This is a genomic window from Streptomyces sp. NPDC002623, from assembly GCF_053592635.1.
Genome location: NZ_JBSFWB010000043.1, coordinates 1 through 26,789, shown reverse-complemented (window position 1 = coordinate 26,789; position 26,789 = coordinate 1). Strand labels below are relative to the sequence as shown.

The window sequence follows — 26,789 nt, the reverse complement described above, 5'->3', positions numbered from 1 at the left end:
GGTCATTCCCAGCCGTAGTCGGCGGTCTCGTCCCGGAAGATCGTGTGCTGGTGGATCCCGTCGGTGGACGCGCCCGGCTGGTTGGAGAACTCGACCCAGGCCGACGGTCCGTCAAGTCGCACGTAGGTCTGGCTGTTGTCCAGTGTCGTCCCGCCGCTCCAGCCGATGTACGTCTCGTCGTACTCCGAGACGTACTTGGCCAGCAGCCGGGCCGCCGCCTTCTCGTCCAGGTCGTCGACCCACGCCCTGAGCATCGCGGTGACCTGCGCCCGCTGCTTCTTGGTGAGGCTGCTGACCAGGACGCCCTCCGGCTGGGTGGGGAAGGGGCCGTCGTGGCCGGGGCCGAGGTAGAGGTCGTCGAAGCTGCCGTCGATCTCGGCGGCGGTCAGTTCCTCGGCGGTGAGGGACTGGATCGCGGCGATCGTGGAAGTCCGCTTGTCCTCCAGCGGGGCGTAGTACAGGTTCTCCCAGTCGAACTCCATCGGCTCCACTGCGGTGAGCGTGGGCGAGATGCTCACGCTGCCGCCGGCGTAGGTGAGGTTGTAGGCGGCGTGGTGACCGCCGTACTGAAGCGTGAACTGCCCGGACTTGCTGGGCGTTCCGAAGAAGGAGACGTAGTACCACTCCGAGCCGAAGTTGGCGCCGCCGCCACCGCCGGGGGGACGGCCGCCACCGGTGGGCGTTGCGGTGGGGATGCCTGTCGGAGCCGTGGTGGGGGTGCCTGTCGGGGTGCCGCCGCCGGGTCCGCCCGTGTCCGGGAGCGAGGCGAGATAGTCGTCGGCCTTGCGGATCTCGACGAGTTCCTCGTAGCCCTTCTTGCTGAGCGCGGCCTCCATGACCTTCAGGGCCGCGGCCTCCTGCGCGTCGGTGAGGTCGCCCAGCTTCAGGCCGTTGCGCTCGACGACGGGCGTCGGGAAGTTGGACCAGCCGGTCTTCTTCGCCGGGTCGTCGAAGTCGTAGAGCGCGGTGTCCTTCTGCTCCTCGGACAGCGTGGCGAGGAACGCGTTCGCGGCGGTCACGACCTGCGCCGTGTTCGCGCCGCCGGAGCCGGTGCGCAGGGCGGACGCCGGGACCGGCTCCGGCTTCGTCAGCGCCGCCGACGTCGACGCCGGGTCGACGGTGCCACAAGCGGCGCCGCCGAGACCGAGGCACACGGCGAGCGCCACGGCACGGTGTCGGCGTAACCGCCTGCGATCCGGCGTGGGCGACGGCGATGCGAGCGCGGTCGGTGCGGCCATGGGGTGGTGAACGGAGGACATGGGACTCCTGTGGGGGGTGTGAGTGCAGGTGCGGCCCCATGCTCCGCGAGCGATCTCAGACCCGGTCGGGAGCCGGTCCGGAATTCGATGAGAACCGGTGCCCGGAATGCGAACCGGTGCTCGCAAGCGGTGTGCCATCATGCCCGGATGCCTGATCGTGTCCTCATCGCCGACGACGATCGCGCGGTCCGTGAATCCCTCGCGCGCGCACTGGAGTTGGAGGGGTACGACGTCGTCACCGCCGCCGACGGGGTCGAGACGCTGACCCGGGTCCGCCGGGAGGCCTTCGACGTGCTGGTCGTCGACGTCATGATGCCCCATGTCGACGGCATGGCCGTGTGCCGTGTGCTGCGCGCCGACGGTGACCGCACACCGGTCCTCATGCTCACCGCCCGGTCCCGGACCCCGGACCGGGCGGCCGGCCTCGACGCCGGTGCCGACGACTATCTGCCCAAGCCCTTCGCGGTGCCCGAACTGACGGCCCGGCTCAGGGCGTTGCTGCGCAGAGCCGCCCTGACGCCGAAGCCCGTGCGGGACAGCGAGGACGCCGACCGAGGCGACACCGTCCTGCGCATGGCTTCGCTGCGGATCGCTCCGGCGGCGCGCCGTGTGTGGTGGGGCGAGGCGGAGGTGCGGCTCACCAGGACCGAGTTCGACCTGCTGGAACTCCTGGTGCGCAACGAGGGACTCGTGCTGGACCACCAGACGCTCTACCGGCAGGTCTGGGGTCGCGACGCGGGCGTGGACGCCAAGAACCTGGCGGGCTACGTCGGGTATCTGCGGCGCAAGCTCGGCGCGGCCGGAGCGCCCGATCTGATCCACACCGTGCGCGGCGTGGGGTACGCGGCACGGCCATGACCCTGCGTACGCGGTTCGCGCTCGCCTTCGCCGCCATCGGTGCCGTGGTGGCGCTCCTGGTCGGGGCGCTGAGTTATCGCGCCGCCTCCGACCGGGTGATCGCCGAGATCGACCGGACGCTGCGGTCGGCCACGGTCGCCTTGGCGCACGCCGAGGAACGGGGCGGGCAGCCGCTGGTCTCCGAGGTGATCGCCCAGGTACCGGAGCTCTTTCCCGGGCCGGACCGCCCCGGTCCCGGGGACGAGCCGGAACGGCGGATGGTCCTGCAGGCCGTCGCCGTCGACGGAACCGCCGTCCGCCTCGGCGGCCCGGGCGTGCCGCTGCCGGTGTCCGACACCGGGCGGACCCTGGCCGCCTCGGGCCAGGCCGGGGACACGGACATCGCCGAGGTCGTCGTGGCGGGCCGCACCTACCGTCGGCTGACCACGGCCCTGGGCGGGAACCGGGGTGCGCTGCAGGTGGCGGTCCGGATCGACCAGACCCACCGTGTCCTGGGCGGTATGGCCATGGAGATCGCGATGGTCAGCCTCGCGGTCATGCTGGTCGCGGCCGGCGCGGGTCTGCTGGTCGCGGGACGCATCACCCGGCGCCTGGTACGGCTGGCCGAGGCCGCCGAAGAGGTCAGTGCCGACGGCCGGGTCGTGCTCGGACACGCGGAACTGACGGGCGGGCGGGACGAAGTGGGCCGGCTGTCCACGTCGTTCAGCAGGATGCTCGGGCGTATCGCCGCCGCCCGTGACGCCCAGGAGAGACTGGTGCACGACGCCGCCCACGAGCTGCGGACCCCTCTCACCAGTCTGCGTACCAACGCCACAGTGCTGCGTCGCGTCACCGAGCTCTCGCCACAGGCCCGCGAGCGGCTCCTCGACGACGTCGAGGGCGAGACCGGTGAACTCGCGCACCTCGTGGAGGAACTCGTGGAGCTGGCGCTGGCCGGCGGCCAGGAAGAGGCCGAGGAGCCCGTGGAGCTGGCCGCGGTGGCCCGCCGTGTCGCGCGGCGCGTGTACCGGCGCAGCGGTCGCCTGGTCCATGTCGACGCCGACGACACGGTGGTCCTTGGCCGCCCGCAGGGCCTGGAACGCGCGCTGGGCAATCTGCTGGAGAACGCCGCCAAGTTCGACCCCGACGGCGACGATCCCATCGAGGTGCGCATCCGCCGTGGCGCGGTCACCGTGTCCGACCGTGGACCGGGCATCGACGCCGACGCCCTCCCCCGGGTGTTCGACCGCTTCTACCGCGCCGACACCGCTCGCGCCCTGCCCGGCTCCGGACTCGGCCTCGCCATCGTCCGCGATGTCGCCGAAGCCCACGGCGGCACGGTGACCGCCGGCCCTCGCCCGGGCGGCGGCACCCGGATCGGCTTCACCGTGGCCGAGTCACGCCTGCTGCCCGGGACCGGGGCCGAATGACGTTCTCGTGGACAGGCCCCGGCATGCGGGTGCGCACCCGCTGTCCCTACTCGTCACAGGAACGGTGCTGATCGCTCTCCGCCTGCGCTCGGCGGCCGCCGTCACCGGCCGGGGTGCTGCTTGTTGTTGATGGCGAGGGCGGGAGTGTGCGTACCGCGTGCGAACTGGATGTCCTGGGCGGCGAGTCGGGCGATCCAGTCCCAGCCGCCTTCAGCTACCTGGTCCTGGGTCATGTCTTCGTCGCCAACATGACCGGCAACGTCGTCTTCTCCGGCTTCGCGATCGCCGGCGCGGCCGGCTTCTCCCTGACGGCTTCGCTCGCGGCACTCGCCGCGTTCGCCCTGGGCGCCCTGCTCGGCGGCCGCCTGGCCCACAGGGCCCGCGCCCACCGCGGCAGGGTGCTACGCCTGGCCCTGCTGCTGGAGACCGCCCTGGTCCTCGTGGCGTACGTCGTCGCCGAAGTCGCGGCCACCCCGTACCCGCGCACGGCGAAGCACGCCCTGATCGCTCTCCTCGGCCTTGCCATGGGCGTGCAGAACGCCGCCGCACGCGCCCTTGCCGTACCCGATCTGACGACGACCGTACTGACGCTCACCATCACCGGAGTCGCCGCGGACAGCCGTGCCGCAGGCGGGAAGGGCGGCAGGGCGGCAGGGCGGGACGCCGCTCGCTGTCGGCGGCGGCGATGTTCACCGGCGGCCTCGTCGGGGCGGTCGCCGTCCAAAACCTCGAGTCGACCACACGCACGAGAACTCCTCCGACTCCTTGGTCGGTCTCAGGCCGGGACGCGGGCGGCAATTTCGGGCTCGAAGAGGGCCGCTGGTGTGTCCATCAGCTGGGTGACCCGGAGAAACGCGGTGGTCAGCACCGGATCCGCGACCGCGGCGGCGCGCAGGCGGTCCAGGTAGGCGCCCCGTTCCGGGTCGAGTGCGGATCGGTCGCCGACCGCGTCCGGGAAGCGCAGATCATTGGCCGCGACCGTGTTCCACGGCACGTCGATGACAGCCGCCGACTCGGTGAAGAACTGGGCAGCCAGGTCCTCGGAGCCGTCTTTCAGCAGGCGGCCGAGGATGGTCGCCTCCAGCGCGGCCACGGTCATGCCCTGGCCGTAGATCGGATTGAACGAGCACATCGCGTCGCCGGTGACCAGGAAGCCGGCCGGGAAACGGCTCATGCGGTCGTAGCGCCACCGGGTGCTTGCCGGGTAGCGCATCTTCACCGGGTCGCCGAGCGGGGCAGCGGTGCGCAGGAGCGTGGCGACATCCTGGCAGTCCAGTTCCGCCGCCCACGCGACCATGCCGTCGTGGTCCATCGGCGGGACCGCACCGAACAAGCCACTGATGTTGAGGGCCCAGGCGTCGTTCTCCTGGGCGAGGGCGAAACCACCGCGCGTACGTCCGGGGTATGCGGCGACGGCGGTGCCGTATCGGCCGTCGAGCTGGTCCGGTGTGCGTCGGTAACGGCGCGTCACATAGGTCACCTGGGTCTCGATCCGCTGCTCCTCGGCCTCCGGGTAGCCGAGCCGGCCGAGCCAGTGACGGGTGCGCGAGCCGCGCCCGGAAGCATCCACCACCACATCCGCGTCGTCGATGGTGATCTCCTCACCGCCGGCGATCACCCGCACGCCGATGACCCTTGCACCGTCCGACGTCGTCACCGGTTCGGTGACGACGACCTCCGGACGTATCTCCACGTTCGGCAGCGCGGCGACCCGGCGCCGGATCGCCGTCTCGAGCAGCGGTCGCCCGGCTCCCAGCACGATCATGCCGGAAGGCCCTGTGGCCAGTGGCCGCCCGTCGGCCCACCACTGCATCTCGTCCTGCACGTCGAAGGCCGGCGCACCGAGGTCGATCAGCTCGGCCGTCAGCCCCTCGAACATCTCGTCCATCTCCTGCATACCGCGCGTCAGCAGCCCGTGCACATGGCCGCCCTGCGGCACCCCTCGGCGCGGCTCCGGCCGCTCCGGCAAGGTGTCGCGATCGAGTAAGACGACCTCTTCGAAGGTCTCGTGGAGTGCCCGCGCGGTGAGCAGTCCCGCGAGCGAGGCCCCGATCACCACGGCGCGTCCATGAACCGATGTCCCCATGCGAATTGCCCTTCTTCCCGTTTCTTTTTCGTTTTCTGCGTCGCCGACGTCGTCGACGCCGGCGACGTGGAGGCGGCAGACTCCGTGGACGTCAGGAACCGGCGCGGCGGAAACCCGCGCGCGTCGCAGCGAAGGCGAGGGCGAAGAGCCTCGGCCACGTGGGGCGGATGGCGTACCGGGCGAAGCGCGTCGACAGGTCGAGCCAGCCCCGCTTGTTCGTCATGATCAAGTGGCCCGGCGAGGTGAAGCCGCTGACCACGATCGACTTCTCGGCGTTCTCGTACCCCAGGAGGTTGCCGAAGTTGCCGCGACCGGAGACGAACTCGCGGCCCTCCTCGTTCCCACCCCAGATGAGGTAGGGGTTCGTCCACACCACCGGCGGCATCGTGTTGACGCCGATGGCGCCGTAGCGGAGTGCCGTGACCGCGCGGTCCACGGTGGCCGAGTGGGCCTTCCTGGTGTCCTCGTCGATGAGGATCGTCGCGGCCAGGGTGCCCAGGAGCTTCTCGTTGGCGAACTCCGTCGCGGCGGGAAGGAACGTCCCGGCGTCGGGCGCGACGTCGAGGGCGACCTCGCTCATGACCTGGCAGAACGCCTCGTTCTCAAGGGCGAAGCCCTCGGTGCCGACGTCCTCGATCACCATGACCTGCGAAGCGGGGCGGCCGTCCACGGGCTGCACGATCCGCCCGCTCGGATACGCGTCGCGGAAGGCCGTGAAGGTCTTGTCGACCCCGGGGTAGCTGGTGCTGGAGCCGGGCGTGAGGTCCCGCAGGGCGACGGTGATCGCGTCCAGGAGCTGGCGACGCTGCGGCCAGTGCCGGCTCGTCACCAGGGTCTGCGTCCGGCCGCAGATGGTGCCGCCGCTGATCGTGACGATGGTGGCGATCTGGAGCGCCTGGTGGCGGATCTCCTTCTCGGTCCACGGGCGGTCGCCGGGAACGACGACGCACGGGTTGTTGCCGCCGCACTCGGAGACCAGCTCGGTGTCGGTGGCCTCCATGATCGCCTTGGCGGATCCGGTCCCGCCAGTGAAGTAGATCTTCGAGAGGCGGGGGTCGCGGGTCAGGGCGGGCCCCTCGTCGGCAGGGCAGAAGGCGGCGGCGTGGACGTCGACGAGCGGTTGCAGGACCTTCTCCCACACCCGGTCGGCGCCCTCGTTGAGGGGGTGGGGCTTGTGGACGACCACGTAGCCGTCGACGAAGAGGGCTCGGATCATCTCGAACGACGACGCGACGTTCCCCGCCCCGAGCACGGCCACGATGCCGCCGGGCTTCGCGTAGGGGTCCACCCTGCGCGGCTCGCCGACGACGCGCAGCACATCGGTCCGGTCGCCGTTGAGCAGGCGGTCCTTCCCGCGCGGGGAGACCCGGACGTCGAAGCGGCCGTCCCCGGCGGGGGTGACCGCGAGCGGTTGGAGCGGGCGTCCGCGGACCAGGCCCTCGTACAGGTCGATGGCGGCCGCGACGTTCGAGGGCAGCGGCACCAGGACGCGCTGCATGCTGGTCCCGACCTGGTGGGCGTCGGCCGGGTTCGCGGGGTCGATGCCCTTCGCGTGGCAGTCCGCCGCCACCAGTTCGTCCAAGTGCCGGTCGATATTTGCCTGGACCAGGCGAAGCAGCCTCAGCCGCTCTGCCGCCGGCGTGGCCCGCCATCGGGCCGGGTCGACCCAGTCGACAGCCTCCGTGGCCTTCATGGCGTGTCCCTTCCTTCGCTCGACGATGTCATGACCCGCTCGATCGCTAATAGCGGACCGGCGGTACATTGAAATTAATGTACCGCCGGTCCACAGTCAATGGACCGGCGGTCGACTATCCTCGTGGGGTGGCAACCTTCCATCGGGCACGCAGCGAGGAGCAGCGCGCGGTACGGCGGCAGAGCATCCTGCACACCGCGGCCGGCATGCTGGACGAGATGCCGGTCGCGGCGGTGAGCCTCAACGAACTCAGCCGGCGGGTCGGGCTGTCGAAGTCCGCCGTGACCCTCTACTTCGAGTCACGCGAGGCGGTGCTGCTCGACCTGCTCTCCGAGGAGGCCGCCCGCTACCGGGCCGAGACCGCCGAGACGTTCCCCGAGTGGGTCGACCCGTCCGCACCGGTCGCAGCGAGAGCGCGCCAGGTCGCGGCGCGGCTGGCCGCCACGTTCGCCGCCCGCCCCATGCTGTGCGAGTTGCTGAGCGTGCAACATGTGATCCTGGAGCACAACATCTCCGTCGACGTCGCGACCAGGTACAAGCGGTCCTCACGTGACGGCATCCGCTGGCTCGCCGCGCGGCTCCGCGATCTGCTCCCCGAACTCGACGACGAGCGGGCGCTCCGCGCCGCGCACATGGTCATCATCCTCGTCGGCGCCCTGTGGACCCGCAGCCGTCCCGCTCCCCCACTGCTCGCCGCCTTCCAGGCCGACTCGAGCCTGGCGTTCATGCACCCGGCCTTCGCCGAGGCCTTCGAGGCATCCATCGCCACCTTCCTCCGGGGCCTCGTCACGGAGTCCGCCGACGCGACCTGACGGCGAAGCTCGGTGCGCCGTCATCCATCGCGCGGTCGTGGTCGGTCCGCGGGTCGGAGGGCCGGGGCGCACCGGGCATCCGGCCGACCTTCTCGCCGGGTGCGGGTCCGGCGGATGGCGTGCAAACACGACAGTTTTCAATACATAGGAAAATCAGTCCATTGGATCGCTCGGTGAGTTTGGGTACGCAATCCATGTCCCCGGGAAGATCAAGGAGCACTCACATGAGTGAAATCGCCCTAGACGATTTGGTCTAGACGGACACGGCTCGACTACGGTGACGGAAGAGCGACTGCTGGACCCATCGATCGGGGGAACTCGACCCGGCAGGGAAATCGCAATTCTGAAATCGGGATCCCGTCCGCTCGGCTGCGTGGCTCTTCGGCCTTCGCAGTGTTTGGGATCCCCGTCATACGCATACCTGAAAAGCAGGGAGCATCATGCCGCCCGTAGTACCGCCCTTCCTGATCGGCCTCATCGCTGCGCCACTGGCCAAGCGTCTCCTCAAGCCGCTGGTGCGCGGCGTCGTCAAGACGTCCGTCGGTCTCGCCCTTGAGGTGAGGAAGGCGACCCTGGAGGCCGGAGAGAACATCCACGACCTTGCGGCCGAGGTGGCCGCCGAGATGATGGCGGCGCAGATCGCTGCCGGTGACGTCGAACCCCCTTCGGGCGACGGCCGGCAGCCCGCCAAGAACGCCGCCCCGAGCGGAGCGAAGGACGGGGCCGCCGCCCGGGTCGAGGGCGAGCCGAGGGCTCCGCGGATCCGCGCGACCACCGGAACCGGCAGCAGCACCGGCAGCGGAACCAGCAGCGGAACCAGCACCGGCAAGGCGCACTGAACGGTTTGTCCAGAGGCCCTGACCGCCAACCGGACCAATATTTCGGTCGGGCTCGGATAAATACGCTCGAATGACGCTCGGCCGCGGACTCGTCACCCGCATCGCTTTCCCAGACTTTCCACTCCGTTGCATTAATCCGTCGTGCTCGTGACGTTTTTTGCGACCTCCACAAACAGGTGATCGTTCACATGCCATCTCTGCTGGGTGCCGCGGCCGAATATCGCTCCGTGGATTTGGACGTGCGCCCGCGTTCGGTCATTCCGGGCCGCCAGCGCTGGGACGTCAAGCTGCTTCTCGGACGGCCCCAGGCGGCCGAAGTGCTCGCCGCGGCCCTGCGCCGACTTCCCGGGATCACCGAGGCGCAGGCCAGCCCGATCACCGGCGGGCTCCTCGTCCGGCACGACGCGCGGGTGAAAGCCACGGACGTCGGTCAGCTCGTCCGCAGGGCAGTCACCCTGGTCGTGGAGGGCTCGGCCGGAGCGGGGCGTCCGGCCCCGGCACAGCTCGCCGCCGAACCGGCCAGGCCTGCGGATCGCGGAGTTCTGCGCCCCGTGCTCGCCGTCGGGAGTGGCGTGGCGGCCGGCATCGCCCTGATCCGCGGGTCGGCGCTGAGCAGGCAACTGGTGGCGCTGGGCGGAGTGACGGTGGCGACCGCGGCCGTTGTCCGCAAAGCCTGGCGCAGCACGGTCGACGCCGGCCGGGACCTGCCCGCAAGCGGAGCCGAGCGACACCCCCTGCTGGAGATCGTCGGACCGCACCGCCGGCGCCTGTACCGAGCCTCCGCGCTGTCGGTCGCCTGCCAGATCTCGGAGATGGCGCTCGGCACCTTCCTCGGCTGGACCGCGCTGGTGCTCATCAAGGGCGAGGCCGCGCCGCTGGTCACCCTCGGCCTGACCACCGCGTCCGCTCAACTCTGGTGCCTGGCAGGGCTGGTGGCCGCCGCCTGCACCGCCGTGGCGGGCCTGTCGTACTCCTCGAACCTCCAGTGGCGCGGGCTCGGCCAGGACATCGAGCACGACTGGCGCAACCGGACGTACGCCCATGTGCAGCACCTCGAACTGCGGCACCTGGAGGGCGAGCGGACCACCCGGATCGCCGGCGCGCTCACCGACGACGTCCGCCAGCTGGGGGCCTTCTTCGCCACCTCGGCGAACGACCTGCTGCAACTGGGCACCAGCCTGGTCCTCCTGGTGCCGCTGTTCCTGTTGCTGGCGCCGCAGATCGCCTGGATCGCGTTCCTGCCCATCCCGGTCATCGCCTGGCTGTCGTTCCACTACCAGGACAAGGTCGCGGCCGACTACGCCGTCTCCGGCGAGCACCGCGCCCAGCTGCACAGCCAGTTGGTGAACACGCTGGAGGCCGGCGCCACCGTCAAGAGCTTCTGCACCGAGGACTACGAGGCCGAGCGCATCGACCGGCTGAGCGGACAGGCGCAGGAGAGCGGCCGGCAGACCGACCGGAGCACGATCCGCCACGCCGAGATCGTCCGGGTCTGCACCACCAGCTCGATGGCCGGCACCCTGCTGATCGGCGGCCGGTCGGTGCTCAACGGCAGCCTGCCGTTCGAGGTGTTCAGCCCGCTGATCGGACTGCCTCAGATGGTGCTGATGCGGATGAACCGGCTCGGCGGAATCGTCGACCAGTACCAGCGCACCCTCGCCGCCCACGACCGGGTCCAGCGGCTGCGGACCCTGCCCGTCGAGACAACCGGCAACGGTGAACCGCTCGAGGTCGAGAAGGTGCAGGGCGAGATCGTCCTCGACGACGTGACCTTCGCCTACCCCGGCCGGCCCCCGGTGCTGGAAAGCCTCTCGCTCACCATCCCCGCCCGGCAGGTGACCGCCCTCGTCGGCGCCACCGGCTCCGGCAAGACGACCATCGCCAAACTGCTGATGCGCTTCCAGGACGCGGAGTTCGGCAGCGTGCTGCTCGACGGGCGGAACGTACGTGACCTGCCGCGGCACGACCTGCGCCACGCGATCGGGTTCGTCGCGCAGGACCCCTTCCTCTTCGACGGCACCATTGCCGACAACATCCGCTACGGCAGCTTCGACGCCTCGGACGAGGCCGTGGTCGAGGCAGCCACGATGGCCGAGGCCCACACCTTCGTCGCGACGCTGCCGGACGGCTACGACACGCTGATCGGCGAACGCGGCGCCGCTCTGTCGGGCGGCCAGAGGCAGCGGATCGCACTGGCGCGCGCCATCCTCAAGAACGCGCCGGTGGTGATCCTCGACGAAGCCACCTCCGCCGTGGACAACGAGACCGAGGCCGCCATCCAGCGCACACTCCGCGTCTTCGCCGCCGACCGGACGATGGTCGTCATCGCCCACCGGCTCTCCACCATCCGCCACGCCGACCGGATCTACGTCATGGACAAGGGCGGCGTCGTCGCCGAGCAGGGCACCCACGACGAACTCCTCGCCCGGCAAGGACTCTACGCATCCCTCTGGCAGCTCCAGGCCGGAGAACTCGCCGCCTGACCGCGCCCACGGCGCCGTCCGACCGCCCACCGCGTGACATCACCGCGGTCGGCGCGTCTCGGCGCGCCCGCGCACACGCCTGCCCATACTCCTGGAGGTTCCCCCATGTCCCGTCGCGACGGCGACTCCCTTCCCCTGACGGCGGCCCAGCGTGAGATCTGGCTCGCCGAACAGCGCGCGCAGACAGCGCTCGACACCTACCGCATCGGCGAATACCTCGAGGTCCACGGCCCGGTGGACGCCGACCTCGTCGAGACCGCGCTGCGCCGGGTCGTCGACGAGATCGACGCCCTGCAGGTGACCTTCGTCCACGACGGGCAGGAGCCGCGCCAGATCGTCCGAGCGGCATGGGACTGGGAACCGACCCTGCTCGACCTGAGCTCGGAGCCCACCCCCCGGGCGGCGGCCCTGGCATGGATGGCCCGGGACCGGATGCGTCCGCTGGACCTCGCCCGCGATCCGCTCTTCAGCCTCGCGCTGATCAGCCTCTCGCCGACGCACCACCTCCTGTACCAGAACTACCACCACCTGGTGATGGACGGGTTCGGCCTCTCCCTCGTCCGCCGCCGGGTCACGCGGATGTACACGGCGCTGGCCGCGGGCGGCGCGGTTCCACCGTCGCCGCTCCGTTCGTTGGACGAGCTGCTCCGCAGTGACGCCGACTACCGCGCGTCGGGGCAGTTCGCCTCCGATCGGTCGTACTGGACGGAGCAGCTCGCCGACCGGCCGGAACCCACTCAGTTCATCGGCCGGGCTTCGCATGGCGGGAGCGGTCCACGATCCGCGGTGGAACCGGCGGCACTGCGCGTGGATGCACTGCGAGCGGCGGCAGCGGAGACCGAAGCCCACTGGTCCCGCCCGCTGATCGCGGCGGCGGCTCTCTACGCGCACCGAATCACCGGGGACCGGGACGTTCTCATCGGGCTTCCCGTCACCGGACGCGAGGGGGCCGAACGCGCCCTGATGTCGTCGCCCGGTGCGGTGTCGAACGTGGTGCCCCTGTGCCTTCGGGTGCGACCGGAGATGCGGTGGCACGACCTCGTCACGGAGGTGGCAGGGGAAGTCGACGCGGCACTGGCGCACCAGCGCTACCGCGGTGAGGACGTGTTCCGGGACCTCGGTGTTCCCGGTTCCCCCGGGGCGGCGTTCCCGCTCGTCGTCAACATCCTGGTCTTCGACTCCGCGCCGAGCTTCGCCGGGCATCCCGCCACGCTGCACTACCTTCTCCCGGAGCCGACCACCGGGCTGTCCCTGTGGATCACGGGCTGCCGCGGAGACAGCGAACTCCGGGTCGAACTCAAGGGTGCGCCCCAGACCTGGAGCGCCGACGAACTCGCCGTCCACCAAGGGCGGTTGATCGCACTGCTGGACACCGTCGCGCACTGCGCCCCGCGGGAGCCGGTCGGCCGGATCGGCCTGCTCACCGCGGACGAGGAGCGTGCGCTGCTGGCGCTGGGAGCCGGCCCGGTGACCCAGGCACCCGCCGAGAGCCTGCCGGAGGTGTTCCGCGCTCAGGTGCGGGCGACGCCGGAGGCGCTCGCGGTGGTGGGGCCGGACGCGTCCCTGACCTACGCGGAGCTGAATGCTCGGGCGAACCGGCTGGCACACGCCCTGATCGCCCGCGGGGCCGGATCGGAGCGGCCGGTGGCGGTGGCCCTGCCGCGCTCGGCGGAACTGGTGGTGGCGATCCTCGCCGTGCTGAAGGCCGGGGCTGTCCACGTCCCGGTCGATCCGGAGTACCCGGCCGCCCGGATCGGGTACATGCTCGACGACGCCCGGCCGGTTCTGGTGGTGACCGACGCTCGTACCCAGGACCGGCTGCCCGAGGCCGGTCCCGCCGAACTGCTGGTGATCGACGCCCCGGAGACGGCGACAACGTTGGCGAGCTGCCCGGCAGCGGATCCGGAGATGGCCGTCGACCCGGCGCATCCGGCCTACGTCATCTACACCTCCGGCTCCACCGGGCGCCCCAAGGGCGTGGTGTCGACGCACGGCGGCCTGCTCAACCTGTTCGCCGACCAACAGCAGGCGCTGTTCCCGCCCCTGCTCGCGCAACGGCGCCGACTCCGTGCGGCACTCACCACGTCCGTCTCGTTCGACGCATCCTGGAACCAGCTGCTCTGCCTGTTCTCGGGCCATGAGCTGCACGTCCTGGAGCACACGACCTGGGCCGACCCGGACGCCTTCGTCGACTACGCCAGGCGCTGCCGCCTCGACTTCATCGAGGCCACCCCGTCGTATCTCCAGGTTCTGGTGGAGCGAGGACTGCTGGACGACCCCCAGTGGCGTCCCGCGATGGTCGCGGCGGGCGGCGAGGCCGTCCCGGAGCAGCTGTGGGAGCGGCTGCGGGCGGCCGCCGGGGTGACCTGTCTGAACTTCTACGGGCCGTCCGAGTGCACGGTGAACTCGGCCGTCGCGCCCCTGGAGTCGAGCCCGCGCCCGGTGATCGGCAGGCCGGTCGGCAACACCCGGCTGTACGTGCTGGACGGCGCGTTGCGGCAGATGCCCGCGGGTGTGGCGGGTGAGCTGTACATCGCGGGCGCAGGCCTGGCACGGGGCTACCTGAACCGGCAGGGGCTGACCGCCGGGCGTTTCGTGGCCGACCCGTTCGGGCCGGCCGGCTCGCGGATGTACCGCACGGGTGACCTGGTGCGGTGGGACTCCGAGGGGAACCTGGAATTCCTCGGCCGTACCGACGACCAGGTCAAGGTCCGGGGATTCCGCATCGAACTCGGCGAGATCGAGGCCGTGCTCGCGGAGCACCCGCAGGTCGTGCAGGGCGCAGTTGTGGTGCGTTCCGAAGAAGAGCCCCGGCTGGTCGCCTACTTCGTGCCGGTGCCCGGTACCACGGTGGCCGTGCCCGCGCTGCGCGAGCACCTGCGCGGGCGGCTGCCGGAGTACATGGTGCCGTCGGCGTTCGTGCTGCTGGACGCACTGCCGCTGACACCGAACCGGAAGCTCGACCGACGGGCCCTTCCGTCGCCCGAGCAGACCGCGGTCGCCCCGGGCCGTGTTCCGCGCACCGCGACCGAGCACCTGCTGGCCGGGCTGTTCACCGAGGTGCTCGGGGTGGCCGAGGCCGGTCTTGACGACAGCTTCTTCGACCTCGGCGGGCACTCGCTGCTGGCCACCCGGCTGGTCGCCCGGGCACGGTCGGTGCTCGGCGTGGAGCTGAGCCTTGCCGACCTGTTCGACGCGCCGACGGTGGCGGAACTGGCGGCGGCGGTGGACGTCGCGGGCCGGACGCGGCCCGCACTGGGACGGCGCGAGCGGCCCGAGGCCGCCCCGCTGTCCTTCGCGCAGCGCCGACTGTGGTTCCTGCACCGCTTGGAGGGCGCGAGCGCCACGTACAACATCCCGCTGGCGCTGCGGCTGTCCGGAGACCTGGACCAGCGGGCCCTGGAGGCCGCCCTGGCGGACGTGGTCGAGCGGCACGAGAGCCTGCGCACCGTCTTCCCGACGGTCGACGGCGTGCCGTGCCAGCGGGTGCTGGACCTCGACGCGGCACGGCCGCGGCTGCGGGTGACCGAGGTCCGCGAGCACGATCTGCCGGATCGGCTGGCGGAGGCGGCCCGGCACGGTTTCGAGCTCTCCCAGGAGCCGCCGCTGCACGCCGAGCTGTTCCGGCTGGACGCCGACGAGCACGTGCTGCTGCTGGTGGTGCATCACATCGCCGGCGACGGCTGGTCGACGGGTCCCCTCGCGCGGGACCTGACGACCGCCTATGCGGCCCGCTGCGAAGGGGCGAAGCCGGAGTGGTCGCCGCTGCCGGTCCAGTACGCCGACTACGCCCTCTGGCAGCGGGAACTGCTCGGCGAAGGCTCCGACCCGGACAGCCTGCTGAGCGGTCAACTGGCCTACTGGAGGCAGCAGCTGGCGGACCTGCCCGAGCAGGTCGAGCTGCCCTTCGACCGGCCCCGGCCGGCGGCCATGTCCCACCGGGGCGCCCATCTGCCGGTGCGGATCGACGCCGAGCTGCACCAGGGCCTGCGCGCGCTCGCCCGTGACGGCGGGGCCAGCCTCTTCATGGTGCTCCAGGCCGGGCTGGCCGCCCTGCTGGGCAAACTCGGCGCGGGCACCGACGTACCCGTAGGCACGCCGATCGCCGGACGCACCGACGAAGCCCTGGACGACCTGGTCGGCTTCTTCGTCAACACCCTGGTGCTGCGCTCCGACCTGTCGGGCGACCCGTCGTTCACCGAGCTGCTGGCCCGGGTGCGCGCCGACGCGCTGGCCGCGTACGCGCATCAGGATGTGCCGTTCGAGCATCTCGTAGAGGCGCTGAACCCGACCCGGTCGCTGGCACACCATCCCCTCTTCCAGACCATGCTCGTGTTGCAGAACGCGCCGCTCGGCACGTTCGACCTGCCGCGGCTGCGCGTGGCGACCGATCTGGTCCCCACCGGGACGGCCAAGTGCGACCTGACGTTCATGGTGACCGAACAGCCCGGCGCGGACGGGCTGTCGGTGCTGGTGGAGTACAGCACCGACCTGTTCGACATGACCACCGTGGAGGGGATCGTCGACCGCTGGCTGCGGCTGCTCCGCGCCGTGGTGGCCGACCCTGCCCGGCGGATCGGCCAGGTGGACGTGCTGTCCGCCGACGAGTTCCGCGCCTTGCTGCCGGCCGTCGCCGACCGGAGCGAGGAGTCGCCGCAGAGCAGTATCACCGCGCTCTTCGAGCGGCGGGTACGGGCGAACCCATCGGCGGTCGCCGTGGTGAGCGGCGAAGTCACGCTGACGTACGACGAGTTGAACGTCCGGGCCAACCGGCTTGCGCACGCTCTCATCGCCCGGGGCGTGGGGCCGGAGCAGTTGGTGGCGTTGGCCCTGCCACGCTCGGCCGAGCTGGTGGTGGCGGTCCTCGCGGTCCTCAAGGCGGGCGGCGCCTACGTTCCGGTGGACCCGCAGTACCCCGCCGCCCGGATCGCCCACCTGCTTCAGGACGCCCGGCCGTCGCTCCTCGTGACGACGGGCCGGATCGGCGAACTGCCGGGCACGGACCAGGTGGACCGGCTAATGCTGGACGTCGTCGACCTGGACGGACTGCCGGACACCGACCCTGAGGTCCCTCTCCGTCCCGACCACCCCGCGTACGTCATCTACACCTCGGGATCCACCGGCGCCCCCAAGGGCGTCGTGGTCCCGCACCGGAACGTGGTGCGGCTGTTCGGCACCACCCAGGAGCTGTTCGGCTTCTCCGCCGGGGACGTCTGGACCCTCTTCCACTCCTACGCCTTCGACTTCTCGGTGTGGGAGCTGTGGGGCCCGCTGCTGCACGGGGGCCGTCTGGTGGTCGTGGACCAGGAGACCAGCCGCTCGCCCCACCGGTTCCTGGACCTCCTCGCCCGTGAGCGGGTGACGGTGCTCAACCAGACGCCGTCCGCCTTCTACCAGTTGATGCAGGCCGACCGGGACGCCCCCGGGCGCGAGCTGTCCGCCCTGCGCACCGTGGTGTTCGGCGGCGAGGCGCTGGAGCACGCCCGGCTGGCGAGCTGGTTCGAGCGACACCCGGAGGACGCGCCCCGGCTGGTCAACATGTACGGCATCACCGAGACCACCGTGCACGTGACGTACTCCGCGCTCGACCGGTCCGCGACCGCCGCCGGCCACATCGGCTCGGCCATCCCCGACTTGCGCACGTACGTGCTCGACGCCCACCTGCGGCCGGTGCCCCCGGGGGTGTCCGGCGAGCTGTACGTCGCGGGGGCCGGGCTGGCACGCGGCTACCTGAACCGGCCCGGTCTGACCGCCGGGCGCTTCGTGGCCGACCCGTTCGGGCCGGCCGGTGCACGGATGTACCGCAGTGGCGACGTCGTGCGCCGGTGCGCCGACGGCAGCCTGCGGTTCGTGGGCCGGGCCGACGACCAGGTGAAGGTCCGCGGCTTCCGGATCGAACCCGGCGAGATCGAGGCGGCGCTGGCCGCACACCCCGGCGTCGCCCAGGTCGCCGTCCTGGCGCGGCAGGACCGGGCCGACGACACCCGGCTGGTCGCGTATCTGGTGCCCGCCCCGGGTGCCGTCCCGCGCTCGGCCGAACTGCGTGAGCAGCTGCGGGAGCGGCTGCCGGAGCACATGGTGCCGGCCGCGTTCGTCACCCTGGAGAGCCTGCCACTGACCGCCAACGGCAAGCTGGACCGACGTGCGCTGCCCGCACCCGACCTCGCTCCGACGAACACCGGCCGCGCGCCGCGTACGCCGCAGGAGCAGATCCTGTGCGAGCTGTTCGCCGAGGTCCTCGGGGTGGCCGAGGCCGGTGTCGAGGACAGCTTCTTCGACCTGGGCGGGCACTCGCTGCTGGCGACCCGCCTGGCCGCCCGGGTCCGCGCGACGCTGGGCGTGGAGCTTGAGCTGCGCACCCTGTTCGAGACCCCGACCCCGGCCGGCGTGGCCTCCGCCCTGACGGGTGCGGGTGTCCGCCGGGCGCAGTCGGCGCTGGTGCCCCGGCGGCGTCCCGAGCGGATCCCGTTGTCGTTCGCGCAGCGGCGACTCTGGTTCCTGCACCAGCTGGAGGGCGCGGGCGCGAACTACCACATCGCCCTGGCCTGGCGGCTGTCCGGGAACCTGGACCGGCGGGCCCTGGAATCCGCCCTGGCGGACGTGACGGCCCGGCACGAGAGCCTGCGTACCGTCTTCCCGGCGGTCGACGGGGTGCCGTACCAGCAGGTGCTGGGCGTCGAGTCGGGCGGTCCACTGCTGAAGGTGAGCCGAACCACCGAGGCCGGGCTGGCGGGCTTGCTGGCGACCGCGAAGGCCTGTCCGTTCGACCTGGCGGTCGATCTGCCGCTGCGGGTCGCGCTGTTCGAGCTGGCGCCGGACGAGCATGTGCTGCAGGTGGTGCTCCACCACATCGCGGGTGACGGCTGGTCGCTGGGACCGCTGACGCGGGACTTGACCGCCGCCTACGCGGCGCGCTGCCGCGGCGAGGAGCCGCAGTGGGCGGAGCTGCCGGTCCAGTACGCCGACTACACCCTGTGGCAGCACGAGCTGCTCGGCGACGCCACCGACCGGGTCAGCCTGTCCGCCCGCCAGGCGGCCTACTGGACCCGGCAGTTGGCCGATCTGCCGGAGCAGCTCCAGCTGCCCGCCGACCGGCCCCGACCGGCGGTCGCCTCGCACCGGGGCGGCCTCGTGCGCGCCGGGCTGGACGCGGAGCTGCACCGTGGTCTGCGCGAGCTCGCCCGTGCACACGGGACCAGTCTGTTCATGGTGCTTCAGGCCGGACTGGCGGCGCTGCTGAGCAAGCTCGGTGCGGGCGACGACATCCCGGTCGGCAGCCCGGTCGCCGGCCGGACCGACCAGGCACTGGACGAGCTGGTCGGCTACTTCGTCAACACCCTGGTGTTCCGTACGGACACCTCGGGCGACCCGACGTTCGCCGAGCTGCTGGGCCGGGTGCGGGACACCTCGCTGGCCGGGTACGCCCACCAGGACCTGCCGTTCGAGTACCTGGTCGAAGCCCTCAACCCGGTGCGGTCCCTGGCGCACCACCCTCTCTTCCAGGTCATGCTGGTGCTGCAGAACGTGCCCCGGGCCGACTTCGCCCCGCCGGGGCTGCGCGTCGGCGGCATGCCGTTGACGGCGGCGACCGCCAAGCTCGACCTGATCTTCACGATGTCCGAGCGGCACGCGCAGGACGGCACCCCGGAGGGGATCGACGGGCTGGTCGAGTACACCAGCGACCTGTACGACCCGGCCACCGTCGAGACGATGATCGGGCGGTGGGTCCGGCTGCTCCGTGCTGTGACCGCCGACCCGCAGCGGCGGCTCAGCCGGTTCGGCCTGCTCACCGCCGAGGAGCGCGGTGAGCTGACGGCGCTGGGTACCGGTCCGGTGGTCCAAGCCCCCGCCGCGAGTCTGCCGGAGCTGTTCCGGGCGCAGGTGTGTGCGATTCCGGACGCGATCGCGGTGGTGGGGCCGGACGCGTCGCTGACGTATGCGGAGCTGGACGCGCGGGCGAACCGGTTGGCGTATGCGCTGATCGCGCGGGGCGCGGGGCCGGAGCGGCTGGTGGCGGTGGCCCTGCCGAGGTCGGCCGAGCTGGTGGTGGCCATCCTCGCCGTGCTGAAGACCGGCGCGGCGTATCTCCCGGTCGACCCGGAGTACCCGGCCGCACGGATCGGGTACATGCTCGACGACGCCCGGCCGGTCCTGGTGGTCACCGACACCCGCACCCGCGAGCGGCTGGCCGAGACCGGTCCGGCCGACCGGCTGGTGGTCGACGACCCGAAGACCGCGGCGACGATGGCCGGGCTCCCGGCGACGGATCCGCAAGTGGCCGTCGCCCCGGAGCATCCGGCCTACGTCATCTACACCTCGGGCTCCACCGGACGGCCCAAGGGCGTGGTCTCGACGCACGGCGGCCTGCTCAACCTGTTCGCCGGCCAGCGTCCGCTGCTGTTCCCCCAGCGGACGAAGGAGCGGCTGCGGGTGGGGCTGACCACGTCGGTGTCGTTCGACGCCTCCTGCGATCAGATGTCCTGCCTGTACGCGGGCCACGAGCTGCACGTCCTGGACGAGGCGACCTGGTCCGACCCGGACGCCTTCGTCGATTACGCTGCGCGCGCCGAGCTGGACTATGTCAACGCCACCCCGTCCTACCTGCAAGTCCTCGTCGAGCGGGGGCTCTTGGACGACCCACAGCGGCGTCCGGCGGTGGTCTCGATGGGTGGGGAGGCTGTTCCGGACCAGCTGTGGGAGCGGCTGAGGGCAGTCGACGGGGTGTCCTGCCTGAACTACTACGGCCCGTCCGAGGCCACGGTGGACGCGGTCGTCGCGCCGCTCGAGTCGAGCTTGCGCCCGGTGATCGGCCGGCCGCTCGGGGGTGTCCGGGTGCATGTGCTGGACGGCACACTGCAGCCGGTGGCCATGGGTGTGCCGGGCGAGCTGTACATCGCCGGTGCAGGGCTGGCGCGTGGTTACCTGAACCGGCCGGGGCTGACCGCGGAACGGTTCGTGGCGGATCCGTTCGGGTCGGCCGGCACGAGGATGTACAGCACCGGCGACCTGGTGCGATGGAACTCGGACGGGAACCTGGAGTTCCTCGGCCGTACCGACGACCAGGTCAAGGTCCGCGGATTCCGGATCGAACTCGGCGAGATCGAGGCGGCATTGGCGGAACATCCGCAGGTCGCCCGGGCCGCCGTCATCGTCCGGCAGGATCGGACGGAGGACCGACGCCTGGTCGCCTACCCGGTGCCCGTCACCGGGGCGGAACTCCAGCCGGACGCGCTGCGCGCGCACTTGCGTGAGCGACTGCCCGAGTACATGGTGCCGACCGCGATCGTGGCCCTGGAGAGCCTGCCGCTGACCGCCAACGGCAAGCTGGACCGACGTGCCCTGCCCGAGCCCGAGTACACCGCGTCACGTGCGGGCCGGGCCCCGCGCACACCGCAGGAACATGTCCTCGCCGAACTGTTCGCGCAGGTGCTGGGCGTGGCCCGGGTCGGGGTCGACGACGACTTCTTCGAGCTCGGCGGGCACTCGCTGCTGGCGACCCGCCTGGTGGCCCGGGTGCGCACGACCCTGGGCGTGGAACTGGAACTGCGCAGCCTGTTCGAGACGCCGACGGTGGCCGGTCTGGCCGCCGGACTGCGCGTGGCCGGTCAGGCACGGCTCGCCCTGGGCCGGGCGGAGCGGCCCGAGCGGGTACCGCTGTCGTCCGCCCAGCGTCGGCTGTGGTTCCTGCATCAGCTGGAGGGCGCCGGAGCGACCTACAACATGCCGCTGGCGTGGCGGCTCTCCGGACCGCTGGACCGGGTGGCCCTGGAGGAGGCGCTGGCCGACGTCGTAGGACGGCACGAGAGCCTGCGCACGGTCTGTCCCCAGGTGGACGGGGTGCCGTACCAGAACGTGCTGGACGCGCAAACGGCCCGGCCGCAGCTGCCGGTCACCGGGGCCGACGAGACGGACCTGCCGGAGCTGCTGGTGGCGGCCGCGGCGCGCGGATTCGACCTCGCCGCCGAACCACCGCTGCGCGCCGAGCTGTTCGAGACGGCACCGGACGAGCACGTGCTGTTGGTGGTGGTCCACCACATCGCCGGTGACGGCTGGTCGCTGGGCCCGTTGTCGACCGACCTGGCCACCGCCTACGCGGCGCGCGGCCGGGGCGAGGAACCGCAGTGGGCGCCGCTGCCGGTGCAGTACGCCGACTACACGCTGTGGCAGCAGCGGCTGCTCGGCGACGCGGCGGACCGGGACAGCCTGTCCGCCCGCCAGACGGCCTACTGGACCAGGCAGTTGGCCGATCTGCCGGAACAGATCCGGCTTCCCGCCGACCGCCATCGCCCCTCCGTTCCCTCCCACGGCGGCGGCCACCTCGCGGTCGAGCTGGACGCCGAGCTGCACGCCGGGCTGGTCCGCCTGGGCCGGGAGCACGGGGCCAGCGCCTACATGGTGTTGCAGGCCGCGCTGGCGGCGCTGCTGGACAAGCTCGGCGCGGGAACGGACATCCCGGTCGGCAGCCTGATCGCCGGCCGGACCGATCACGCCCTGGACGACCTCGTCGGATTCTTCGTCAACACCCTGGTGCTGCGCACCGACACCTCGGGCGACCCGACCTTCGCCGATCTCCTCGGCCGGGTCCGGGAGAACGCGCTGGCCGCGTACGCGCACCAGGACCTGCCGTTCGAGCACCTCGTCGAGGCCCTCAACCCGACCCGGTCGCTCGCCCGTCAGCCCCTGTTCCAGGTACTGCTCGCGCTGCAGAACGTACCCCGCACCGAGTTCGCCCTGCCCGGCCTGAGCGCCGAGACCGTACTGGTGCGGACGCCCACGGCGATGTTCGACCTCTCCATCCACCTGCTGGAGCGCGGCGGCACCGGCGGGCCGGCCGAGGGCATCGTCGGGCGGGTCGAGTACAGCACCGACCTGTTCGACCACGCCACGGTGGAGGCGCTTCTCGCCCGGTGGCTGCGCCTGCTGGCGTCGGTGGTCGCCGACCCGGACCGGCCGCTGAGCCGGATCGACGTCCTCGCCACCGAGGAGCACCACGATCTGCTGGTCGTGCGCAACGACACCGCCTTCCCGGCTCCCGTCGCCGGTCTGCCGTCCCTGTTCGAGGACCGGGTACGGGCGACCCCGCAGGCCCCGGCGGTGGTGTTCGAGGGCACCTCACTGACCTACCGCGAGCTGAACCGCAGGGCCAACCGCCTGGCGCACGCGCTCATCGCGCGCGGGGTCGGTCCTGAGCAGGTCGTCGCCCTGCGGCTGCCCCGCTCCGCGGAGCTGGTGGTCGCCGTCCTCGCGGTCCTCAAGACGGGCGCGGCCTACTTGCCCGTCGACCCGGACTACCCGGCCGCCCGTATCGCGTACATGCTTCAGGACGCGCGACCGGCCGTGGTGCTCGACGATCTCGCGGCCGTCACACCGGACGGGGACCTGCCGGAGCACGATCCGGCCGTCGCCGTGGACCCACGTCATCCGGCCTACGTCATCTACACCTCGGGGTCCACCGGCCGGCCCAAGGCCGTGGTGATGCCCGCCGCCGGGCTGCTGAACCTGCTGGCATGGCATCACCGGTCCGTCGGTGGCGAACCCGGCACGCGCACCGCGCAGTTCACCGCGATCAGCTTCGACGTCTCGGTGCAGGAGATGCTCTCCGCGCTGCTGTACGGCAAGACCCTCGTGGTGCCGACCGAGGAACAGCGCCGCAGCGCCGAACTGTTCGCCCGATGGCTGGACCGGCACGCGGTCGAGGAGCTCTTCGCGCCCAATCTGGTGGTCGAGGCGCTGGCCGAGGCCGCCGAGGAGGCCGGCCTGGAGCTGCCGGACCTGCGGCTGATCGCGCAGGCCGGCGAGGCGATGCGCCTCGGCGGCACCGTACGACGCTTCCAGGCCCGGCGGCCCGGCCGGGTGCTGCTCAACCACTACGGCCCCGCCGAAACCCACGTGATCACCGCCTACTCGCTGCCGGGCGACCCCGCCGACTGCCCGACGCCGGTGCCGATCGGCCGCCCCATCGCCAACTGCCAGGTGTACGTGCTGGATTCGGGGCTGCGGCCGGTCGCCCCCGGTGTCATGGGCGAGTTGTACCTGGCCGGGGCGGGACTCGCCCGCGGCTACCTGAACCAGCCTGGGCTCACCGCGACGCGGTTCGTCGCCAACCCGTACGGTCCGGTCGGCGCGCGGATGTACCGCACCGGTGATCTGGTCCGCTGGCGCGCCGACGGCGAGCTGGAGTTCGGGGGCCGGGCGGACCACCAGGTGAAGGTCCGCGGGTTCCGGATCGAGCCGGGCGAGATCGAGGCCGAGCTGGCCGCGCACCCGGGTGTCGCCCAGGTCGCGGTGCTCGCCCGGGCAGACCGGCCGGGCGAGACCCGGATCGTCGCGTACGTGGTGCCCACGGCCGAGACCGGGGCGACGGCCGCGACGTTGGCGACGTACCTGAGCGACCGCGTGCCGGACTACCTGGTCCCGTCGGCGTTCGTGCTGCTGGACGCGCTGCCGCTGACGCCGAACGGGAAGCTGGACCGGGCGGCGCTGCCCGCGCCCGAGCCGGAGACGGCCGTGAGCAGCCGTGCGCCGCGCACGCCGCGGGAGCAGATCCTGTGCGCGCTGTTCGCCGAGGTGCTGGGCGCGCCGCGGGTCGGGGTCGACGACGACTTCTTCGACCTGGGCGGGCACTCCCTGCTCGCCACCCGGCTGGTCTCTCGGATCCGGGCGACCCTCGGTGTCGAGGTGGAACTGCGCAGCCTGTTCCGGACACCGACGCCCGCCGGGCTCGCGGCCGGGCTGCACGACGCCGGCGCCGCACGGCAGGCCCTGGTGCCCCGGCCCCGCCGCGAGCCCATGCCGCTGTCGTTCGCGCAGCGCCGGCTCTGGTTCCTCCAGCAGTTCGGGACGCCGAGCGCCACCTATCACATGCCGCTCGCGCTGCGGCTGTCCGGCGACCTCGACCGGGCCGCGCTGAGTGCCGCGCTCACCGACGTGGTGGCCCGACACGAGACCCTGCGCACGGTCTTCCCCCACACTGCCGGCGTTCCGCACCAGCGGGTGCTGGACGCCGCCGAGATCGCCGTCCCACTGGCCGTGCGCGCGGTCGGCGAGGCGGAGGTTCCGGCCCTGCTGCGCGAAGCGGCGGTGCGGGAGTTCGACCTGACGGCGGAACTGCCGCTGCGGGCGGAGCTGTTCGCGGGCGCGCCGCAGGAGCACGTACTGCTGCTGGTGCTGCACCACATCGCGGGCGACGGCTGGTCCATGGGCCCGCTGGCCCGCGACCTCGCCGCGGCCTACGCCGCCCGGCGGGGCGGTGCGGCGCCCGAGTGGTCTCCGCTGCCGGTGACGTACGGCGACTACACCCTGTGGCAGCACGAGATCCTCGGCGACGAGCACGACGCGGACAGTGTGTTCGCGCGCCAGATCGCCTACTGGACCGAGGCGCTGGCCGGGCTGCCCGACCAGCTGCAGCTGCCCGTCGACCGGCCGCGTCCGGCCGCCATGTCGTACCGCGGCGACCTGCTGGACGTCCGGATCGACGCCGAACTGCATGCGGCTCTGGTGGAGTTGGCGCGGGGCACCGGCACCAGTCTGTTCATGGTCCTCCAGGCTGCGTTGGCTGCGCTCTACACGCGGCTGGGCGCCGGCACGGACATCCCGATCGGCAGCCCGATCGCGGGGCGTACCGACGAAGCCCTGGACGACCTGGTCGGGTTCTTCGTCAACACACTGGTGCTGCGCACCGACACCAGCGGTGACCCCACGTTCGCCGAACTGCTGGGACGAGTACGGGAGACGGCACTGTCCGCGTACGCACACCAGGACGTGCCCTTCGAGCACCTCGTGGAGGCCCTCAACCCCTCCCGGTCGCTGTCCCACCACCCACTGTTCCAGACCGGACTGGTCGTGCAGAACGCGCCGGGCGGCGACTTCGACCTGCCCGGCCTGAGCGCCACCGGGATGGCCGTGCCCACCGGGACCTCCCGGCTCGACCTGACCTTCGGCCTGGCGGAGCGGCACGGGTCCGACGGCACGCCGGCCGGACTGAGCGGTGGGGTCGAGTACAGCGCCGACCTGTTCGACCGCTCGACGGTGGAGACCCTCTTCGCCCGGTGGACCAGGCTGCTGGCCGCGGTCGCCGCCGCTCCGGACCGGCCGATCGGCGGGATCGATCTGCTGTCCGACGACGAGCGCTGCGAACTGCTGCCTGCCGCCGAGAGCGGCGCTGCCACCACAAGCCTTCCGGAGATGCTCGCCGCGCAGGTGGCGGCGACGCCGGACGCGGTCGCGCTGGTCGCCGGCGCTGTCGAGTTGACGTACGCCCAGCTGAACGCCCGGGCCAACCGCTTCGCGCATGCCCTGATCGCGCGGGGTGTGGGCCCGGAACAGATCGTGGCGGTGGCCCTGCCGCGCTCCACGGAATCCGTCGTGGCAGTCCTGGGCGTACTGAAGGCCGGGGCCGCCTACCTGCCGGTGGACCCGTCATACCCGCAGCCGCGCATCGCGTTCATGCTGGACGACGCCCGCCCCACGGTGGTCATCGACGACCCGGCGACCGTCACCGACGGAGACTGGCCGCACACCGATCCGGAGATCGCACTCGACGCCCGGCATCCGGCCTACGTGATCTACACCTCGGGCTCGACCGGCCGCCCCAAGGGCGTCATGGTGAGCCACACCGGCGTGGCGGGCTTGGTGGCTGCGCAGGTCGAGCGGCTCGGCGTGGAACCGGGCAGCCGGGTGCTCCAGTTCGCCTCGCCCAGTTTCGACGCTTCGTTCTGGGACCTGTGCAGCGCCCTGCTCACCGGTGCCGCCCTCGTACTGGCCCCGTCCGAGGCCCCGCTGGAGGCCCTGACGGACCGCCTGCTCGACGTCACCCATGTGACGCTGCCGCCCTCGGCCCTGGCGGCACTCGACAGCACCGACGTCACGGCCGCCACCCTGGTGGTGGCGGGAGAGGCCTGTCCGCCGGAGCTGGTGGCGCGCTGGGCACCCGGGCGCCGGATGATCAACGCGTACGGTCCCACGGAGACGACCGTGTGCGCCACGATGAGCGACCCGCTCACCCCCGGGCCCGGCGTGCCGCCGATCGGCCGACCGGTCGCAGGTTTCCGGGTGTACGTGCTGGACGAGCGCCTGCGCATCGTGCCGCCGGGTGTGACGGGCGAGTTGTACGTCGCCGGGCCGGGCCTGGCACGCGGGTACCTGAACCGGCCGGGACTGACGGCCGGGCGATTCCTCGCCTGCCCGTTCGACACCCACGGCGAACGCATGTACCGCACCGGCGACCTCGTACGCCGACGCGCCGACGGCGAGCTGGAATACGTCGGCCGCGCCGACCAACAGGTCAAGGTACGCGGCTTCCGCATCGAACTCGGCGAGATCGAAGCAGCCCTCACCGAACACCCCGCCCT

The 26,789-nt window shown here is 71.9% G+C and carries 10 protein-coding genes and 1 pseudogene; 7 read left to right on the top strand and 4 right to left on the bottom strand.

Going from position 1 to position 26,789, the window contains the following annotated elements:
- Nucleotides 1-2: 2 nt before the first annotated feature.
- Entirely contained in the window at nt 3-1,259 is a 1,257-nt protein-coding gene (locus ACWD4O_RS41955; protein ID WP_451288311.1) for a DUF3500 domain-containing protein, read from the bottom strand.
- Nucleotides 1,260-1,406: 147 nt separating this feature from the next.
- Between ACWD4O_RS41955 and ACWD4O_RS41950 the strand changes: the two genes are divergently transcribed.
- Complete coding sequence (locus ACWD4O_RS41950; protein WP_451288310.1) at nt 1,407-2,117, top strand: response regulator transcription factor; 711 nt, start codon at nt 1,407-1,409, stop codon at nt 2,115-2,117.
- The gene (locus ACWD4O_RS41945) at nt 2,114-3,526 is read left to right on the top strand and encodes an ATP-binding protein (RefSeq protein ID WP_451288309.1); all 1,413 of its coding nucleotides are present in this window, start codon (nt 2,114-2,116) and stop codon (nt 3,524-3,526) included. The genes ACWD4O_RS41950 and ACWD4O_RS41945 overlap by 4 nt, the downstream gene beginning before the upstream one ends.
- Before the next feature lie 101 nt (nt 3,527-3,627).
- Here ACWD4O_RS41945 and ACWD4O_RS41940 read toward each other — a convergent pair whose 3' ends face one another.
- On the bottom strand, nt 3,628-3,759 hold the full coding sequence (locus ACWD4O_RS41940; protein WP_451288342.1) for a hypothetical protein: 132 nt from the start codon (nt 3,757-3,759) through the stop codon (nt 3,628-3,630).
- On the opposite strand from ACWD4O_RS41940, the pseudogene ACWD4O_RS41935 reads away from it, so the two are divergent.
- Nucleotides 3,733-4,253: pseudogene (locus tag ACWD4O_RS41935) on the top strand (DUF1275 family protein); the annotation flags it as partial. The gene ACWD4O_RS41940 and the pseudogene ACWD4O_RS41935 overlap by 27 nt on opposite strands.
- Nucleotides 4,254-4,301: 48 nt before the next feature.
- Here the strand turns inward: ACWD4O_RS41935 and ACWD4O_RS41930 are convergent.
- Together ACWD4O_RS41930 and ACWD4O_RS41925 are read right to left on the bottom strand one after the other, a co-directional pair.
- Nucleotides 4,302-5,612, bottom strand: coding sequence for an FAD-dependent oxidoreductase (locus ACWD4O_RS41930; RefSeq protein ID WP_451288341.1), 1,311 nt, complete (start codon nt 5,610-5,612; stop codon nt 4,302-4,304).
- Between the two features lie 91 nt (nt 5,613-5,703).
- The gene (locus ACWD4O_RS41925) at nt 5,704-7,305 is read right to left on the bottom strand and encodes an aldehyde dehydrogenase family protein (RefSeq protein WP_451288308.1); all 1,602 of its coding nucleotides are present in this window, start codon (nt 7,303-7,305) and stop codon (nt 5,704-5,706) included.
- Nucleotides 7,306-7,433: 128 nt separating this feature from the next.
- Between ACWD4O_RS41925 and ACWD4O_RS41920 the strand changes: the two genes are divergently transcribed.
- From ACWD4O_RS41920 to ACWD4O_RS41905, 4 genes are all read left to right on the top strand, one after another.
- On the top strand, nt 7,434-8,117 hold the full coding sequence (locus tag ACWD4O_RS41920) for a TetR family transcriptional regulator (RefSeq protein WP_451288307.1): 684 nt from the start codon (nt 7,434-7,436) through the stop codon (nt 8,115-8,117).
- A gap of 440 nt (nt 8,118-8,557) precedes the next feature.
- On the top strand, nt 8,558-8,956 hold the full coding sequence (locus ACWD4O_RS41915; RefSeq protein WP_451288306.1) for a DUF5132 domain-containing protein: 399 nt from the start codon (nt 8,558-8,560) through the stop codon (nt 8,954-8,956).
- Between the two features lie 227 nt (nt 8,957-9,183).
- Entirely contained in the window at nt 9,184-11,439 is a 2,256-nt protein-coding gene (locus ACWD4O_RS41910; RefSeq protein ID WP_451288305.1) for an ATP-binding cassette domain-containing protein, read from the top strand.
- 105 nt (nt 11,440-11,544) lie between these two features.
- On the top strand, nt 11,545-26,789 hold a 15,245-nt coding region (locus tag ACWD4O_RS41905; protein ID WP_451288304.1), incomplete at its 3' end, for a non-ribosomal peptide synthase/polyketide synthase.